This window comes from Nostoc sp., assembly GCF_036917275.1.
Lineage (GTDB): Bacteria > Cyanobacteriota > Cyanobacteriia > Cyanobacteriales > Nostocaceae > Nostoc.
Genome location: NZ_JBALDF010000032.1, coordinates 176,919 through 193,598, shown reverse-complemented (window position 1 = coordinate 193,598; position 16,680 = coordinate 176,919). Strand labels below are relative to the sequence as shown.

Sequence of the window (16,680 nt, the reverse complement as noted above, 5' to 3'; positions counted from 1 at the left end):
AATTGCTATAAATATAAATTTTAATCGCTCTCAGATTTGGATGTAGATGCCAGTAATGTGTCTACATATTGTTTACTTCATGTTAAATATTTTCCGCGAGGTCTTATGAATTATCTTGTTGCAGTTTTACCAGATCGAATACAAGCAGAAGCCGCCAACTCTGCTCTTGAAAAAGCAGGCTTGCCAACTTCACAAGTGAATATTTTAGGCGATGGTTATCTAAGTGCTGATGAATTTGGACTGATTAATCCTGACAAGCAAGCCCGCAAACAATCAACTCGGCTCTTATGGTGGCTTGTACCCTTTGGATTTTTTGCAGGCTATGCCTTTAACTATCTCACAAAAATTGAAATATTTCCCCAGGTTGCTCGATTTGGCAATGAATTTCTTGCTGGGATCTTAGGAGCTATAGCTGGTGCCTTGGGCGCTGCTTTAATCGGTCGAGGAGTCGGCTCAACAGTTGGCAGTGGCGATGCTTTACCCTATCGTAACCGTCTGAATGCTGGCAAATATCTGATTGTAGTTACTGGAAACGAGGATTTAACCCGCGAAGCTACGCGCGTACTGCGTCAATTTGAACCAGAAAATATTCAAGGCTATACAGACAATTCACAAAAGAGCAAACTTGTGGGAAATTAGGGACTTCCAGTTAAAAAAACATCCCATCCCTGCGGGACGCTCCGCGAACGTAGGGGCGCAAGGCCAAGATCCCCTACAAATGTACAAATAATTTTGGATAATTTACTTTTGTCAGTCCCTTAAGTCAAAATTTGGGAGTTATAAATGTGCAAATGTGCGATCGCTATTCTGTCATTGCGTTCGCCATTTGCTGCTTTCTTTACTACCAAAGATTGAGGCGCGCCGGATGAATTCTCTTTTTTGTATCAAGAATTTTGGATTGAATAATTCAATCCAAAATAGAAAATTCGGTAAGGTGTTGCGCTAACAATATTTGTGTTGAAACCAATATTTCTCAAGCCTAAGTCTTTTCAAATAACACTAAGCTATACTTCTCGCCAGTAGGCAAAAAGCCAATTCCTCGATAAACGGCTTGATCTGCTTGGTTATTATCACCTGTAAAGAGGATAGCGCGTTTTACTAAGAGCGATCGCAACTACTGTACATGCAGCTGCAACCTTTGAGTAAGCTAATTAATATCTACATCATAAATATAGTAGTTCTCGTTTGCATGAAGTAGATTTTTCAGCCTTACTTCAAACCCCTCTCCAAAGCATCGGAGAGAGGAATGTTTGCGTGCCTCAAATGTGGGGTGAGGTTGTGACTGTATTGCACCGAAGTGAGAACCACTATAAACTCTCAGTAGTTTTATGGAGTCTTTACCTAATCTTTAATTTATTAATTAGTAATTATAGCTAATATATATTGAGCAAAATATAATTTAATCTGATAAAAATAAATGAAAAAAGTACAATATCTCCATAAATAATTATGAATTATAAATTCTTCAAAAGTGTCCTGAGAATATCCATGTTAGCCAGAATAGTAGTAATTTTTAAACTTACTATAAGTTTTTTAAATATTAATAAATATTTAAAACCTGGGAAAATAATATAACATGAATAATCAGATAAAAATCATGACTTTAACTGCGCTCGGATTAATGCCGACGCTAATATTTTTAACATTCTTTTATCGGGCAATAGCTGACGATCCAGGAGTATGTTACATGGTAACCTCCTCTGGTAAAACTGTTGGATTGGGAAGCCTTTGTGGCAATATAGTCCCACCTTCAGACAACAGAGTTTTTCGAGTCCCAGTCAAACGCCGCTTTGGTGGAACTCCTGTGATTGATGTCACCTTCAATGACAAAAAAACCTTTGAAATGATTGTAGATACAGGTGCCAGTGAAACCATTATCACTCTAAGTATGGCGAATACACTTCAACTCCAGGCTATAGGTACAATGCAAGCTCAAATTGCCGATGGTAGCCAAGTAGAATTCCCAACCAGTAAGGTAAAATCTATTGCAGTAGGTGGAATTACAGCCAATAATCTTCAGGTAGCGATCGCACCAAAAGCAAGCATCGGCTTACTGGGCCACGATTTTTTTGGCAACTATGATATTAAGATTCTAGAGAAAGAGGTGGAATTTCATCACCGCTAATGTTCGCAGGTAAAAACATTATAAACATGACTAAGCTGATTGAATACGAAGAAGCTAGCGAGGAAGTCCGCGCAGTATATGATGATATCCGCGCCACCCGCCAAAATGACTATATCAATAACTTTTGGAAAGCTATAGCTAATCATCCCCCTACCTTGCAACGAACTTGGCAAGCGGTGAAGGAAGTAATGACTAGCCCTGGTGAGATTGATCCACTGATGCGTGAGCTAATTTATATCGCCGTGAGTGCGACGAATGGCTGTGAGTACTGCATTGCCTCGCACACAGCAGCGGCGCGTGCCAAGGGGATGAATGATACCATGTTCGGGGAAGTAATGGCGATCGCAGCCACTGCCAACATGACCAATCGCCTCGCCAACGGCTATCAAATTCCGGTGGACGAGAGATTTAAGCCGTAAGAGTGTAACCCTCTCTATCCCTGCTTAAGAATAAGGTTTAGCAGAATTATTGACTATGCCCAAGGTTCAAATTAACGGGATTGATTTGTTCTACGACATTAAGGGAACGGGTGAGCCTTTGCTATTAATAGCTGGCTTCCTTTGTGATCATGCCTATTGGTCGCTGATTATGCCATCATTGGTTTCGCAGTATCAAGTTATTCGCTTGGACAACCGAGGGATGGGGCGAAGTTCTGCTCCCGATAGCCCCTATAGTCTAAAACAGATGGCTAGTGACGTTGCAGCATTGGTCGATCACATTGCGATCGATAAGGTGCATCTAGCAGGTCATTCAATGGGTGGTCAGATAGCCCAAGAGTTAGTGTTAGCACATCCTGAAAAGGTGCAGAGTCTGATCCTACTTTCATCGTTGGCAAAGGGTGATGAATTATTCAACAGCATCATTGAGACTTGGGGCGACCTCTGCGGTAATGTAGACCTAAAACTTTATGAAAAAGTCGTATTACCCTGGATATTTACAGATACATTCTACTCGATTCCTGGCATGATCGAAGGTCTGATCGAATTTGCAATCAGATATCCTTTCTTGCCTGCGACTCATTCACTCTATCATCACAGCCGAGCCATGCTTGACTTTGATACAACAAACCGCCTTCAACAAATTCATTGTCCTACCCTAGTTCTAGTTGGTAAACAAGATATTCTTACCCCGCTAAAGTTTTCCCAGCAACTTGCTCAAGGCATTCCCAAGGCTGAACTTGTAGTCCTCGATGGTGGGGGTCATGGCTTCTTAATTGAGTCGCCGGATGCTGTGGTTTCAGCCATGCTTAACTTCCTGGGGAAGTTGAAGCCAACTTACACTAATTCTTTGTGAAACTGCACAAAATCAAGCTTGGTCAGACTTGGGGCAAAATCCCCTTGTTCTGGAACAACCTGACGGGTAATTTAAATATTTAGCGAGTTTCTAATTTAGAAACTCGCTCCTCTAATTTATTGACTTGTTGCTTTAATTCAACCACCAAAGTTGCCAGCCGATCAAACATCTGATCTTGCTGCGATAAGTTCCCTCTAGAACCAGTTGACTGTCGTGGGGTAAGTGTTGTTCTTCGGGATGGAGACTGGCGCCTTTGACCGAGTTGAGACTCTATCTGGTTTAACCGCGACTCGACACGATTAAAATCCGCTTCCAGGTTGTTGATGCGGGACTCCACTTGCTGCGATGAAGCAGTGTTTCCAAATAACCCACCCCAGATAATTGTTGCTAAAATCCCAGCAAGTATTAGCACTTGGATTTTTTTCATAACAGTCTATTTAGACAGGATATACTTGTATGGGTACAGAGGATAACTCTGTATTCACTTCACTTATTTATCCTGTTCTAAGTTAGAAAATATCTTCTGCCAATCGATAGAGTTAAGAGTATTATCTCCCTGTTTTACCTCAAACGTGACATTACAAGCTTTCGCTAGTTTTAGCGCTTGCAGACAAAGTTCTGCCACATCCTCACGGCTGATTTTGCCCTTAATATTATCGCCTTGCTCAAAGATTAATTCCTTACCCCCTGGTTCCTCAGTTAAAGCACAAGGTCTAATAATCGTATAAGGAATTCCGCTTTCTCTTAAACTATCTTCTCCCTTCAATTTCCAAGTTAAAATTCCTCCCAATTGGTCATTTAATTTCACAGCTGGCGGTTCTTCATCTAAATTAATCCCAGGGCGTCCGGGACGAGTCACGCCTGCTGAACTGACTAGAATAAATTGTGGTAAAGTTGTACCGCCATAAGCTTTAATTGATTCCAACTGCAAAGCAAAACCACCGGGATAAAATTTGGGATTTAAAGCACCATCATGTTCAAATTTGCTCAACATCAGTTGGAATGAAGAAATTCTATTCTGCTCAAGTGGCGGCGCATCTTTAACAGTTTTTGCCCGAAAGACGGGAATCAAATCTGCAAAGGGAATCTGAACATCTATCCAGGTATTAGCTACAGTATCGAAAGAATAGCTATAGCCAATGCCATCCCATTTTGTATCTGTCCGTAGGAATATTTTATAACGTTGACCGTCACCTTTGACGCGCAATTTTACACCTTTGTAACCAGATAAGTTGAAGGGGGGATCAAAATTCTTAGTTCTGATAGAAGCAAATCCGCCAGAGTTATCGGTGGAGACATTACCAGCAAACAAAGCTGTATTTTCTACTAATTGGATATTACTGGCACTCACGCCACCCATGACTACATCATCTAGTGCCCCCCAGTTATCCTTTAATTCTGCTGATGGCTTTGTAAAATCAAATATCGGTTTTTCGTTTGCTTGGGGTAAATATTTTGCAACCGCTTGGATTAAGTTTTTGACACCTTGATATTCTACGTTTTCTGGGGTGTCGCCGACAATTTCTGGCTGGTAAAATTTCACACCTTGATAATATTTTGCTCTATCTGCTGTGTCTCCCTCTACTGGTTGCACACGCACTGCTGTGCAACAAACTACAGCTTGGATATCAGCCATAACTAAAGGAGTTAAAGTTTCAGGTTGGGTGATATCCGCAACTACCAAGTCTATATCATTACCAAGAATTGACCGCGCTTTGTCAATGTCTCTAACAAGCGCCCGAACATTATAACCCCGTTCGAGCGATCGCTGTACCACTCGTTTACCTACACCACCTGTTGCACCTGCTACTAGTATTACACCCATGTTTCTTTCTCCATTGGGTCTATCTTGATTATCCTTAGGACGGCCTTGGATTAACTGCTGTACCCAGTTAAGCAAAGGAATTACCTCAAAGTAAGTCAGGGTTTCGATAAACCTGCCTAAATCCCATTGAGAACGATTTTTGTCAGTCACATTTGCGTCCTCACAACTTTCTTAAGTTTAGCCCAATGTTTGTTTCTCCAAATCCTCCGGTACTCATAACTTTGCTTTAATTAGGGGAAGGGGACAGGTGATACCTGTAACCTATTCCCTTCTGATGGAGGAGATTAGTACAGCGGGCGCGTAAATCCAGCTAATATCTCAATTAATAAGACTTGGGGCAAAATCTCTTGTCTTAGAGGTAGGCAAACTGACGCCACAGGATCTTAGCTACAATTAAGCCAAATCTTTGGGATTCCATGTGATGCCGAACAGCCCGTCGTAGACATCGCTGAATCACGTTAGGATACTTAATTAGGTGTTCCTAATCAAACGGTAATTTACTTATGAGCCAACTTGAAATTCAAGGTGAATATGAAAAGTTTCCTGAAGAGTTTGAGAGTGTAATCATTAGCACTGTGAGCGCACAGGCAATACCCAATGCTAGTTATGCTCCCTTTGTTATGGATGATTCCAAGAATATCTACATTTACGTCAGTGGTCTTTCAACTCATACCAAAAATCTCTATGCCAATCCTCATGTTAATGTCTTGTTTATCGAGGATGAAGCCAAGAGTAATCTAATTTTTGCCCGTCGTCGTTTAAGTTTTGATTGTACGGCAACTTTGATAGAGCGTGAAACTGACAAGTGGAATCAAATTGTTGAGCAATTTCAAGGGCGGTTTGGTCAAATTATAGAGGTTTTGCGCGGCTTGTCTGATTTTCGGATTTTTCAGCTAACTCCTAGTGAAGGTCGTTTTATAGTTGGTTTTGGAGGAGCTTATCACATCAGTGGTGATCACCTCCATCAGCTTGTTCAGATCACAGGAGATAGTGACCAAAAGCAAAAATAAGCAATGCAAATTTAAAAATTAAATCTGATTATTAAGAAGCATCGTGGCGGAATAATTCGTAATTAATGGTACAATCTAAAAGATTGATCAATAAAGACATAAAACCCATACAGTATCGACAATTCAGACTACCCCATTTATGCCTGGGGTAATTATGACTGATGAATTAGTTCTATGAGTAAGCTTTACTTTATACCTTGTAATTTTGCCTTCGCGTAAAGTGCGATTAAACTAAACTCTTTAATTTTATGCTTCAGTTTCAACCTCCTGGCTTTGGACATAAACTTATCCATACATCCTTGGGGGCAATGGTTTACTATACCCAAACGAATGCACCTTGGGCGATGCCTGCGGCGGGCAGTGCGATCGCTGATACTGAAGATTTACGCCCACTACTGTTTCTCCATAACTTTGGTGGTGGGGCGTCTGCATATGAATGGTCTAAAGTTTACCCAGCTTTTGCCTCTAATTACCAGATTTTAGCCCCCGATCTAATCGGCTGGGGAGAATCGGCTCATCCAGTCCGAGATTATAAAATTAGGGATTATCTCAGCACGATCGCAGAGTTTATCATCCAAACTTGTCGCCAGCCGGTAACAGTGGTGGCCTCATCTCTAACAGCCGCTTTTGCTATCCGCCTAGCTATTGTTCAACCCAATTTATTCAAAGCACTGTTTTTGGTGTGTCCCTCTGGATTTGATGATTTTGGGGAGGGTGCTGGACGCAGACTTCCGCTTTCGGTGATCAATACACCTCTATTGGACAATTTTATTTATATTCTTGGTGCTGAAAATGAAATTGCAGTCAGAAATTTTTTACAAAGTTTTCTGTTTGCCAAGTCACAACGAGTATCACAAGAGATGGTGGAGGCTTATTTAACCTCTGCACAACAGCCTAATGCTAAGTTTGCCGCGTTGTCATTTTTGCGGGGCGACCTTTATTTTGACCTGAGTTTATATATTCAACAACTGACAATTCCCACGAGGATTTTTTGGGGAGAAAAGGCACAATTTACCAACATCAAACTAGGACGGCGCTTGGCAAATTTAAATGTAAGTGCAATTCGAGATTTTTATGCGATCGCAGATGCAGGAATATTACCTCATTTGGAAATACCAGAAGTTCTCATTGGTCTATTGCAACGGTATCTTTAGGAGTTAGGAGTTTGAATTCCTGATTTTTCCCTTTTAACTCCTACTTAGAGAGCAACTCTGCATTTAATGCTTTAGTGATGCGATCGCCAGAAGCTTGGAAGTTGGTCTTGATGTAAATATCAAGGCTTTCACTAAGTTGTTTTAGTCAGTCTTGATTAGTAATTTTTAATTCTTCTTTATCTAATTTATAATAACAGTTTGATGTATTCCGCAATCGCTTTCGGATAATGCTCTTTGATTATGCAAACTCTCTAAATAAAGGCAGTATTGCTCGTTGCTTGTGCCCATAGACGAATTACAAGTATCCATGCATCTAACAAATCACATCTTCCCAAAGCAAGATTTAAAAAATATTTCTTTTTGATAACTCAGATATGCCTTTTGTTAGAAGCATAATTACCTTTTTATCGTTAATCTTTAATTTGTACTCCAAAAACAAGCTAATTGGCATGATAAATTTAATTTCTAGGACAATTGGTCACATCAGTTCTCTGCTTAAAGGACTTCAGGTAAAATCTTTTTTGGCTGTTGTCGTAGTTGGTTTTCTAGTGCTGACAACAAATGTTAGTAATGGGCAAAATGATAAAGGCTTAAAGGAGAGAGTTCGCGAACAGGTAGAGCAAAATGATGCTCAAAGACCGAAAACAGTAGGGGACTGGTTTAAAGACGCTCGTGAAACTGAAAATTCTCCTGGTGAACGACTTCAGAAGATTGGGCAACAGTCAGGAGAAGCCCTTAAAGAGTTTGGATCTGGATACGTAAAGGGCGCTCAAGAAACTGCTAGTGATGTAGGGGACAGTGCGGCAGATACAGCCAAAAATATCTCAAAGAAAGTTATACCCTAAATAGCTTACCATCCTCTATTGGCAGCAAGTAGTAATAACTTTTCGCCAATAAATGAGTAATAATAGGAACGCTGGTGTCTAACTAACGAACTTTTCTAATGCTTGGGTAATAGGCTTACCTTTCTTGATTAAAGATTGTAGCATTTCTCAGTTGCATAAAATATAGGACTTTAGTAGGGGCGCACAGCTAGCTGTACGCCCCTATTGCGTGTTGCATCCAAAATAGAATTGCTAATATTTAAGTTGCCGCAGCTACACGTTTTAGGCTTTTGTGAATTATCCATTATCAAACTTGTATATCTTGCAGTTTTGCCACCATTTCTGCACGCGCCGAAACCTTCAACTTACGAAACATCCTCTTCAAAGCTTGTTTGACGGAATTTTGCGTAATCCAAAGTTTTTCCCCAATTTCCGCGTTCGTTAACCCCTGCGCCACTAACTCGGCAATTTCTAACTCACGCGCTGTTAGAGGACTTACTAAAAGGGAATTGAATATTTTTGGTTTTGTCCGTAGAGTCGCCATTTTCGCTGATAAATGAATGCATAAGGCACTCAAATCTGCCAAATCGTTGCCATTAAAAGCAGGATATCCCTTGTCACGAGCCAAGTTAAGCGTTCCTACAAGACGACCATCATAAACTATTGGCCCAGTCATCACGTGTTCGTGATCAGAACGCGAACAAAAATGCTTCCAATCTCCTGGTGATAATAATAATTGCTCATGGGCGGGAGCATGACGCTCAACCACGTAGCGCCCGACTGGATTGCTTTCTAAGCATACTGCTGGAATACCCTGAATATCAATGTCAGTCGTTGGCTGCTCATTTAGGAAATAAATACCCCAATTTTGCACGCAAAAATGCTCACCAATTTTATCCGTGAGAGCTAGTCTTAATTCTTGCTCATTTTGGACATTAGCGATCGCATCAAATACGGCGTAGAGAGAATTAACCATAAGTGTACCCAGTTGGGGACTATCCAAGCCTCAACAATTACTTCTATGCTAATACCAAGAAAACTAAAACGCTAATAACAGTAGCGACTAGGAGAAGCACATGACAGTTACACAACTCTCTGCTCAGGAACTTTTCCGGGCTGCTTATGAAAACCGCTACACTTGGAACAAAAATTTCCCTGGTTATACCGCAAATATCACCTTTAAGGAAGATGATAAAGTATTTACAGGCAAAGTTATCATCAGCGCCAATCTCAAAGCCGAAGTTTTGGATGTAGATGACGAGTCGGCCAAGCAGGCTATTCATGGTCAAGCCTGGGAAATAGCAATTCACCGCATCCGCCGCAGTTTTGAAGATACCCACAGCGCCAATACGTTTAGCTATGGTAAAACTGACGAAACTGGTGCGGTTGAGCTTTTAATGGGTGGTAAGGCTAAGGGCGATAAATACAAAGTCCGCAATAATGAAGTCTGCCATGTTCACCGTCTCATCCACGGTACTTACGTGACAATTGACACCTTCAGCAGTCACGATACCGGGGAAGGTTACCTTTCTCACACCTATGATTCTGTGTACCATGACCCTAAAACTGGGGAACAAAAGGGTGGTAGAAGCGAATTTACTGATGAGTATGAAAAAGTTGGTGAGTATTTCATCCTAAATCGTCGGGAGATTCGCACCGAGACAGCAGGACAAGTATCTATTCAGGAATTTGTCTTCTCTGATATCAAATTATTGGTGGAACCTGTTGCTGCTTAAGTTCTATTTTATCATCTAAAAATTAGCGATCGCTCTTTAACTTAAGGGAGCGATCGCTTTGATTTTTTGACGTTTTGAGTTCTGAGCATTCCAAATTATTCGATGGCTTTCAAATTTAATTGTTCTATTAATCGCTCTCTTAATCTATCGATAGTACCCCACTCAGACAATAAGAGATCCTTTTGGTAGTTTACGGGCGTGAGATTCTACTCCTTTACCTCTTTTAAAGCTCAACTTAAATTCAGATCCGATATATTCATCAGGATATGCCCACTCTGTCTCATCACCTTTGTCAGTGACACTTTTGATATAATCCAGACGATCACAATCCATCATTTATTACTACTGCCTTGTATTAACTAGATTTTTCTCCATATCTAGTTTGCCCAAACTCTCATTAAAAACTTTTAGGTTTATTTTTGCCCTACGTCACCAAGTGCAGGTGTACGCGTAAAATTCCTTGAATTACTTGTTGTACAGCTTCTTTACTCAAGCTGCCATCTACTTGAACAATTCGTGAAGGATAGGAGGCGGCTATTTGTGCGTATCCTTGCTGAACGCGCCGATGAAAAGCGATTGTTTCTTGTTCAATGCGGTCTAGTCCTACTCCATCTAAGAGTTTGCGGGCTAGTCCTACTTCGACATCGACATCTAGCCAAATAGTTAAGTCGCTTTCTAAGCCACCAGTAGCAATATAGTTAAGCTGATTGATTAAACTCATGTTTTGACCCCGACCATATCCTTGGTAGGCAATGGTAGAGTCAGTGTAGCGATCGCATAAAATATATTTCCCTGCTCTTAGTTGCGGTTTTAGTTGTTGTTCAACGTGTTGCGATCGGTCAGCAGCATACAACAAAAGTTCTGTCACTTGTGCAACTGGTTTATCCTCTGCCTTCTCTAGCAGCAAGCGGCGAAGATGTAAGCCTAGTTCTGTTCCTCCTGGTTCACGAGTTAGCATCACAGAAACACCCAGACTTTCCAACCACTCAGAACAAAGCTGCATTTGGCTGGTTTTACCACAGCCTTCCACCCCTTCAAATACAATTAATTTGCCACCCATGCTTGTTTAGTTTTAAGCCAGTTTATCTGAAATTTTTCGATCGCCCCAAATGGATTAGCATGATTATACAGGAGACAGAGTAATGTTGAAGGTTTTTGCTGACAGAGGTGGTACATTCACAGATATTGTTGCTGTTACTGACAATCAGGACATCATAAACAAATTATCAAGACATCCTGAACGTTTTTTAATTGTGACTCTGCCTAATCAAGAATGGATTATAGTCTACAAACTGCTTTCAGAAAATCCCGAACAATATCAAGATGCAGCCATTCAAGGTATACGGGATATCATGGGTATTTCAAGCAATGGACTTATTCCTACTGAAGCGATAGAAGTAATAAAAATGGGGACAACAGTAGCAACAAATGCGCTGTTAGAACGGAAAGGCGATCGCGTCGTCCTTCTCATCACCAAAGGTTTTAAAGATGCGCTGCGAATTGGCTACCAAAACCGGCCTAATATCTTTGCTCGTAATATCATTTTACCAACCATGCTTTATGAGCAGTTGATTGAGATTGATGAACGTTATGATGCTTATGGAAATGAATTAACCCCTATAAATATTCAACAAGCTAAAAATGACTTACAAGCAGTTTACAACATAGGAATTCGCAGTTGTGCTATTGTTTTTATGCACAGCGATCGCTATCCTGAACACGAACAACAAATAGCCAAGATTGCCGAACAAATTGGCTTTACCCAAATATCCGTATCCCATCAAGTTAGTCCTTTAATGAAGTTGGTTAGCCGAGGGGATACAACAGTAGTAGATGCTTATTTAACTCCTATTCTCCGTCGCTATGTCAACCAAGTAGCGAGTCAGTTACCTGGAGTCAAATTAATGTTTATGAAATCTGACGGTGGTTTAGTTGCAGCCCAACAATTTCAAGGCAAAGATAGTATTTTGAGTGGCCCGGCTGGTGGTATTGTCGGCGCAGTTCAAACTAGTAAAAGGGCAGGTTTTGAGTTAATTATTACCTTTGATATGGGAGGAACAAGTACAGATGTCGCCCACTTTAAAGGAGAGTATGAACGACAACTAGATTCGGAAATTGCTGGGGCGCGGATGCGAGTTCCTGTATTAGCAATTAATACCATTGCGGCTGGAGGCGGTTCAATTCTCTTTTTTGATGGTTCTAGTTATCGTGTCGGCCCTAAATCTGCTGGATCAAATCCTGGCCCTGCTTGTTACCGACGCGGGGGGCCATTAGCGGTTACTGATGCCAACGTGATGTTAGGCAAAATCCACCCGCAATATTTTCCCTCAGTTTTTGGAATTGATGGCAATTTACCTTTAGATAAAGATACTGTAATTCAGCAATTTACACAATTAGCCCAAGAGATTCAAGCCGCTACATTAAATCATTGTACTCCCGAACAAGTAGCCGCTGGATTTATGGCGATCGCAGTGGAAAATATGGCGAATGCAATTAAAAAAATAAGTCTGCAACGGGGTTATGATGTCAGCCAATATGTGCTTTGTTGTTTTGGCGGTGCAGGCGGGCAAGTTGCTTGTTTAATTGCCGATACCTTGGGAATAAGAAAGATATTTCTACATCCTTATGCTGGTGTTCTGTCTGCTTATGGAATGGGATTAGCTGATGTGCGGACGATTAGAGAAGGGGGAGTAGAACAGCCTTTAACTCAAACATTAATTCCTAAATTACACAAGTTAATAGAAGATTTAAAAACTCAAGCTAGAAGTGAAATAAATGAAGATAATATCCAAGCAAAAATAGTTTGCAAAATCAACTTAAAATATGAGGGAACTAACTCTACATTGACTGTTAATTTTACTGATGAAGTAACAGTGATGCGGCAACAATTTGAAACTGAACATAAATCTCGTTATGGTTTCGTTCAATTAGAGAAAATTTTAATTGTTGAATCTGCCTCAGTGGAAGTAATTCAGAAGATGGAGACTCCGCAAGAACCTTTAATTATTCGGACTCGTTCTCTAGATGAAGCTCCTGTATCTGTTGAGATAGTAAGAATGTTTAGTACTGATAGATGGTATGATACTCCTGTTTATCGGCGGGAAGATTTACAACCAGAAGATAGGATTAATGGGCCTGCGATCGTTGTCGAAAAAATTAGCACCATTGTAGTTGAACCTAACTGGCAAGCAAGATTAACTCAACAGAACCATCTAATTTTAGAATGTTTATAAATCGGCTGTTGTTCTCGAAAATACTCACCCTCGCTACAGGAAATGCGAATTTACACCCGCGCCGGATTCTCTACAATAAGCGAAATCTTGCATATTTCGCTCCTGCCCAAGTAGATAGTGATAGCTAGTAGTAAACACTGAAGTGTTTAAAAAAGTGCTTAACTCAGATATCGCACCAGTGAAAAAACATCAGTAATAGCAAAAAAGAGACAGAAATTAATGCAGTACAAACACACTATTTACAAATAAGCCAATTCGCTAGTTATGAAAGACAATAAGGTTAGTATTTAGAGTACAATCTCTTTCCCATAGACAATATCCTCGCTCGCTAACAACAATAGGAGTAAATCAGTGAAAACGACTAGTCCTGATCATAGTAAGATTAGCCCGACTGCCAAGTTGGTGGCTTATTTCCGGCAATTTTCAGATATTCCCTTTAGCAGGGATGTTGCTACACTGATACGTGCAGAAGATGTTTTAAAAAATTTCTCACAAGGAACGAACCTCACACCAGAATTTTTGAAATGGGCAGCTCTTGCTGCTGAGATACGTTATAAAAGTATTGTCAGCGCGATAAAGAAAGAGGGCATTACGCAGGTTTTGGAGTTAGCCAGTGGGCTATCATTTCGTGGGCTAGCTATGACTGAAGATCCAGAGTATATTTATGTGGAGACAGATCTTCCTGAGCTAATGCAAGAAAAGCAACAAATACTGTCAAAAATTATATCTAATCACGGACTAAGAGAGCGCAAGAATTTATTCTTTGATGCCGTAAACATTCTTTCGTTTCCTGAAATTGAATCAGCCATCCGTCACTTTAAGCAAAATCATCCAGTAGCCGTCATCCACGAAGGACTTTATCATTACCTTTCAATGGAAGAAAAGGAGAGGGCAGCACGCAACATTCATTCGGTTCTTTCCCGCTTCGGTGGCGCGTGGATCACTCCTGATTTTCTAACAAATGCTGAGCATGAAGGACGTTTACAGACTCACTCAGAATTGCAGAATATCGCGCAAGGAGTCCAAGACACAACGCAGCGTGATGTGCACAAAACAGGCTTTGATAATCAACAACAAATTGTGGACTTTTTTTCACACTTAGGTTTTAGGAGCTGCATCTCTCCACAAATAGACGGAAGTTATCAGCTAACTGCAATGCAAAAATTAGACATATCTGAAGCCGAGTTCAAAAACTATAAGTCCCTGAACTTTAATATTTGGACATTAACAGTGGAATAGTGAGGGCATTGAGCCGAGATGTTTTTCAGAGGGAACAGGAAACCCACACTTAAAAGTGTGGGATTGAAAAAAAGGACGCCGTTTTTCTAGCGCTTTGCGTCTTTGATTGGGGACAATCCGCAGAAATTACGTTTCAAACTATATTTCCCCATTTGGTGGTGTTGTTTCTTTTACAAGACATTGAACACCTAAGAGAACAGACACTTAGTCAAGGGATTGACATTAAAATTTCCAGGTGCAAGATGTGAGTTAAGGGATTACTACAAAATTTTTTTAAGGAGTTAAAAATGTACACAACATCTCAACCTGATCCTGTCCGCTTGGAAATATTCAAAAATCTCTATCAATTTATCGCCGAACAAATGGGAATTGTTCTCCAAAATACGGCAACATCTGTGAATATCAAAGAAAGGCTAGATTTCTCCTGTGCTATTTTTGACTCTTCGGGATTATTAGTTGCTAATGCCCCTCATATTCCTGTACATTTAGGCTCAATGAGTGAAAGTGTCCGCAGTTTAATTAACGATAAAGGCGACACCCTAAAACCAGGAAATGTATATCTATCTAATAACCCCTATAACGGCGGAACTCACCTTCCTGACGTAACTGCAATTACCCCTGTTTTTTGGGAAAATAGTGAAAATATTTCATTCTCCACGCCGCTTTTTTTTGTTGCTTCTCGTGGACATCAAGCCGATATTGGTGGAATTACTCCTGGCTCAATGCCTCCCCACAGTACCACAGTAGAAGAGGAAGGAATTCTTTTTGATAATTTTCTCTTGGTTGAAGAGGGCAATTTTCGAGAAACCGCAGTAAGACAGCACCTCTCAAATCATATTTATCCTGCGCGTAAGCCTGACCAAAATATAGCTGATTTTAAGGCACAAATTGCCGCCAATGAACGGGGAGTTCAAGAACTTCATAAAATGGTTTCCCAATATGGACTTGAGACTGTCCAAGCTTATATGAATTTTGTGCAAGCTAATGCTGAAGAGTCGGTGAGAAAGGCTATCAATCTTCTTAAAAATGGCTCATTTATTTATGAAATGGATAATGGAGCAATCATTCAAGTAAAAGTTACAATTCATCAAGAAAGTCGCAGTGCTACCATTGATTTTACTGGCACATCTGGGCAACTAAATAGTAATTTTAATGCTCCAAAAGCTGTAACTCAAGCAGCTGTCTTATATGTCTTTCGGACTTTGGTTGATGATAATATTCCTCTTAATGCCGGTTGTCTTAACCCTTTAGAAATTATTATACCGGTCGGCTGTATGCTGAATCCAATTTATCCAGCAGCAGTAGTAGCGGGTAATGTAGAAACTTCTCAAACAATTGTTGATGCTTTATATGGTGCTTTGGGTGTAATGGCTGCTTCTCAAGGAACGATGAATAATTTTACTTTTGGTAATGAGCAATATCAATATTATGAAACTATCTGCGGCGGCTCTGGGGCAGGAATTGATTTTGATGGAACTGATGGTGTTCATTCTCACATGACTAACTCCAGGTTGACCGATCCAGAAGTTTTAGAAACCCGTTATCCTGTACTTTTAGAAAGCTTTTATCTTCGTCCCGATAGCGGTGGGAAAGGAAAATATTGCGGTGGTAATGGAGTTGTCCGCCGCATCCGTTTCTTAGAACCTATGACAGCTAATATTCTCTCTGGCCATCGGGTTGTGCCTCCCTTTGGATTAAATGGTGGGGAAGCCGGAATTGTCGGACGCAACTGGATACAACGTCAGAATGGAATTGAAGAGATTTTAGACAGCACAGCAACAGTAGAGATGAAACCTGGTGATGTTTTTGTGATCGAAACTCCTGGAGGAGGCGGATTTGGTAAAGTTTTTTAGTACCAGTAATTTCTGCTAAGTTGAAAAGCCAGAAATCTAATTAGTTTTAGTTGCAGTTGGGACAATTCGTAAGGAAGCCTTTGCACAAAATGTCTACCTGGCGTGCAGTTCGCTATTTTTCCCCGATAAGCAGGGTTATCCAGCGATGCGTCTGACTTTCTGTCTCCCGCCAGAGGAGATTGAGCAAGGTATTTCGATTGTGGGTAAGTTGCTGAAAAAGTATATTTCCAGAGAATGCGTAGTAGCACAAAGAAGTTTGAGTAACGGAAGCCAGCGCTCAGTTAGCGATCGCCAAGTGTTAACGATCGCGCAGCATTAGCAAACGTCCGCAGGAACCAAGACACAGAGGTTTGGAGAGAAATCAGCCTGTAGTCTAGATCAACTGAAA

16 protein-coding genes are annotated in these 16,680 nt (G+C 40.7%); 12 read left to right on the top strand and 4 right to left on the bottom strand.

Translation table 11 applies throughout. The annotated features are described in order from the left end of the window. Positions 1-105: 105 nt before the first annotated feature. The 4 genes from V7K35_RS12110 (at position 106) to V7K35_RS12095 (ending at position 3,418) form a co-directional block, all read left to right on the top strand. The gene (locus V7K35_RS12110) at positions 106-639 is read left to right on the top strand and encodes a hypothetical protein (protein WP_334794537.1); all 534 of its coding nucleotides are present in this window, start codon (positions 106-108) and stop codon (positions 637-639) included. Between the two features lie 958 nt (positions 640-1,597). After that, on the top strand, positions 1,598-2,125 hold the full coding sequence (locus V7K35_RS12105) for a retropepsin-like aspartic protease family protein (RefSeq protein ID WP_335079216.1): 528 nt from the start codon (positions 1,598-1,600) through the stop codon (positions 2,123-2,125). Positions 2,126-2,151: 26 nt separating this feature from the next. Then, the gene (locus V7K35_RS12100) at positions 2,152-2,544 is read left to right on the top strand and encodes a carboxymuconolactone decarboxylase family protein (RefSeq protein ID WP_334969084.1); all 393 of its coding nucleotides are present in this window, start codon (positions 2,152-2,154) and stop codon (positions 2,542-2,544) included. Positions 2,545-2,599: 55 nt separating this feature from the next. Further along, entirely contained in the window at positions 2,600-3,418 is an 819-nt protein-coding gene (locus V7K35_RS12095) for an alpha/beta fold hydrolase (RefSeq protein WP_335079214.1), read from the top strand. Positions 3,419-3,497: 79 nt separating this feature from the next. Here V7K35_RS12095 and V7K35_RS12090 read toward each other — a convergent pair whose 3' ends face one another. Continuing rightward, positions 3,498-3,845 carry a hypothetical protein gene (locus V7K35_RS12090; RefSeq protein WP_273762736.1) on the bottom strand — a complete coding sequence of 116 codons (348 nt, stop codon included), beginning with the start codon at positions 3,843-3,845 and terminating at the stop codon, positions 3,498-3,500. 63 nt (positions 3,846-3,908) lie between these two features. After that, on the bottom strand, positions 3,909-5,393 hold the full coding sequence (locus V7K35_RS12085) for a CIA30 family protein (RefSeq protein WP_335079211.1): 1,485 nt from the start codon (positions 5,391-5,393) through the stop codon (positions 3,909-3,911). 353 nt (positions 5,394-5,746) lie between these two features. On the opposite strand from V7K35_RS12085, the gene V7K35_RS12080 reads away from it, so the two are divergent. The 3 genes from V7K35_RS12080 (at position 5,747) to V7K35_RS12070 (ending at position 8,252) form a co-directional block, all read left to right on the top strand. After that, on the top strand, positions 5,747-6,253 hold the full coding sequence (locus V7K35_RS12080) for a HugZ family pyridoxamine 5'-phosphate oxidase (RefSeq protein WP_335079209.1): 507 nt from the start codon (positions 5,747-5,749) through the stop codon (positions 6,251-6,253). Between the two features lie 248 nt (positions 6,254-6,501). Further along, positions 6,502-7,407, top strand: coding sequence for an alpha/beta fold hydrolase (locus tag V7K35_RS12075; protein ID WP_335079207.1), 906 nt, complete (start codon positions 6,502-6,504; stop codon positions 7,405-7,407). Between the two features lie 449 nt (positions 7,408-7,856). Then, complete coding sequence (locus V7K35_RS12070; RefSeq protein WP_335079205.1) at positions 7,857-8,252, top strand: hypothetical protein; 396 nt, start codon at positions 7,857-7,859, stop codon at positions 8,250-8,252. A gap of 286 nt (positions 8,253-8,538) precedes the next feature. Here the strand turns inward: V7K35_RS12070 and V7K35_RS12065 are convergent, their stop codons facing one another. Further along, on the bottom strand, positions 8,539-9,207 hold the full coding sequence (locus V7K35_RS12065) for a LuxR C-terminal-related transcriptional regulator (protein WP_335079203.1): 669 nt from the start codon (positions 9,205-9,207) through the stop codon (positions 8,539-8,541). A gap of 100 nt (positions 9,208-9,307) precedes the next feature. Between V7K35_RS12065 and V7K35_RS12060 the strand changes: the two genes are divergently transcribed. Further along, positions 9,308-9,967 carry a DUF3386 domain-containing protein gene (locus V7K35_RS12060; protein ID WP_335079202.1) on the top strand — a complete coding sequence of 220 codons (660 nt, stop codon included), beginning with the start codon at positions 9,308-9,310 and terminating at the stop codon, positions 9,965-9,967. A 424-nt stretch (positions 9,968-10,391) separates the two neighbouring features. On the opposite strand, the gene tmk is transcribed toward V7K35_RS12060, so the two are convergent. Next, complete coding sequence (gene tmk / locus V7K35_RS12055) at positions 10,392-11,027, bottom strand: dTMP kinase (protein WP_335079201.1); 636 nt, start codon at positions 11,025-11,027, stop codon at positions 10,392-10,394. Between the two features lie 82 nt (positions 11,028-11,109). Here tmk and V7K35_RS12050 point away from each other — a divergent pair, with 82 nt between their 5' ends. The 4 genes from V7K35_RS12050 (at position 11,110) to V7K35_RS12035 (ending at position 16,611) form a co-directional block, all read left to right on the top strand. Further along, positions 11,110-13,200, top strand: a complete 2,091-nt coding sequence (locus tag V7K35_RS12050) for a hydantoinase/oxoprolinase family protein (protein WP_335079199.1) — start codon at positions 11,110-11,112, stop codon at positions 13,198-13,200. Between the two features lie 351 nt (positions 13,201-13,551). After that, positions 13,552-14,439, top strand: a complete 888-nt coding sequence (locus V7K35_RS12045; RefSeq protein ID WP_335079197.1) for a class I SAM-dependent methyltransferase — start codon at positions 13,552-13,554, stop codon at positions 14,437-14,439. 287 nt (positions 14,440-14,726) lie between these two features. Continuing rightward, entirely contained in the window at positions 14,727-16,292 is a 1,566-nt protein-coding gene (locus V7K35_RS12040; protein ID WP_335079195.1) for a hydantoinase B/oxoprolinase family protein, read from the top strand. A 145-nt stretch (positions 16,293-16,437) separates the two neighbouring features. Continuing rightward, entirely contained in the window at positions 16,438-16,611 is a 174-nt protein-coding gene (locus V7K35_RS12035; RefSeq protein ID WP_335079193.1) for a hypothetical protein, read from the top strand. The last annotated feature ends 69 nt before the right edge of the window (positions 16,612-16,680 follow it).

What these genes read in the sequence shown, in the direction of transcription:
- V7K35_RS12110 (WP_334794537.1), top strand. Translation starts at nt 106, where the DNA reads ATGAATTATCTTGTTGCAGTTTTACCAGATCGAATACAAGCAGAAGCC.
- V7K35_RS12105 (WP_335079216.1), top strand. Translation starts at nt 1,598, where the DNA reads ATGACTTTAACTGCGCTCGGATTAATGCCGACGCTAATATTTTTAACA.
- V7K35_RS12100 (WP_334969084.1), top strand. Translation starts at nt 2,152, where the DNA reads ATGACTAAGCTGATTGAATACGAAGAAGCTAGCGAGGAAGTCCGCGCA.
- V7K35_RS12095 (WP_335079214.1), top strand. Translation starts at nt 2,600, where the DNA reads ATGCCCAAGGTTCAAATTAACGGGATTGATTTGTTCTACGACATTAAG.
- V7K35_RS12090 (WP_273762736.1), bottom strand. Translation starts at nt 3,845, where the DNA reads ATGAAAAAAATCCAAGTGCTAATACTTGCTGGGATTTTAGCAACAATT.
- V7K35_RS12080 (WP_335079209.1), top strand. Translation starts at nt 5,747, where the DNA reads ATGAGCCAACTTGAAATTCAAGGTGAATATGAAAAGTTTCCTGAAGAG.
- V7K35_RS12075 (WP_335079207.1), top strand. Translation starts at nt 6,502, where the DNA reads ATGCTTCAGTTTCAACCTCCTGGCTTTGGACATAAACTTATCCATACA.
- V7K35_RS12070 (WP_335079205.1), top strand. Translation starts at nt 7,857, where the DNA reads ATGATAAATTTAATTTCTAGGACAATTGGTCACATCAGTTCTCTGCTT.
- V7K35_RS12065 (WP_335079203.1), bottom strand. Translation starts at nt 9,207, where the DNA reads ATGGTTAATTCTCTCTACGCCGTATTTGATGCGATCGCTAATGTCCAA.
- V7K35_RS12060 (WP_335079202.1), top strand. Translation starts at nt 9,308, where the DNA reads ATGACAGTTACACAACTCTCTGCTCAGGAACTTTTCCGGGCTGCTTAT.
- tmk (WP_335079201.1), bottom strand. Translation starts at nt 11,027, where the DNA reads ATGGGTGGCAAATTAATTGTATTTGAAGGGGTGGAAGGCTGTGGTAAA.
- V7K35_RS12050 (WP_335079199.1), top strand. Translation starts at nt 11,110, where the DNA reads ATGTTGAAGGTTTTTGCTGACAGAGGTGGTACATTCACAGATATTGTT.
- V7K35_RS12040 (WP_335079195.1), top strand. Translation starts at nt 14,727, where the DNA reads ATGTACACAACATCTCAACCTGATCCTGTCCGCTTGGAAATATTCAAA.
- V7K35_RS12035 (WP_335079193.1), top strand. Translation starts at nt 16,438, where the DNA reads ATGCGTCTGACTTTCTGTCTCCCGCCAGAGGAGATTGAGCAAGGTATT.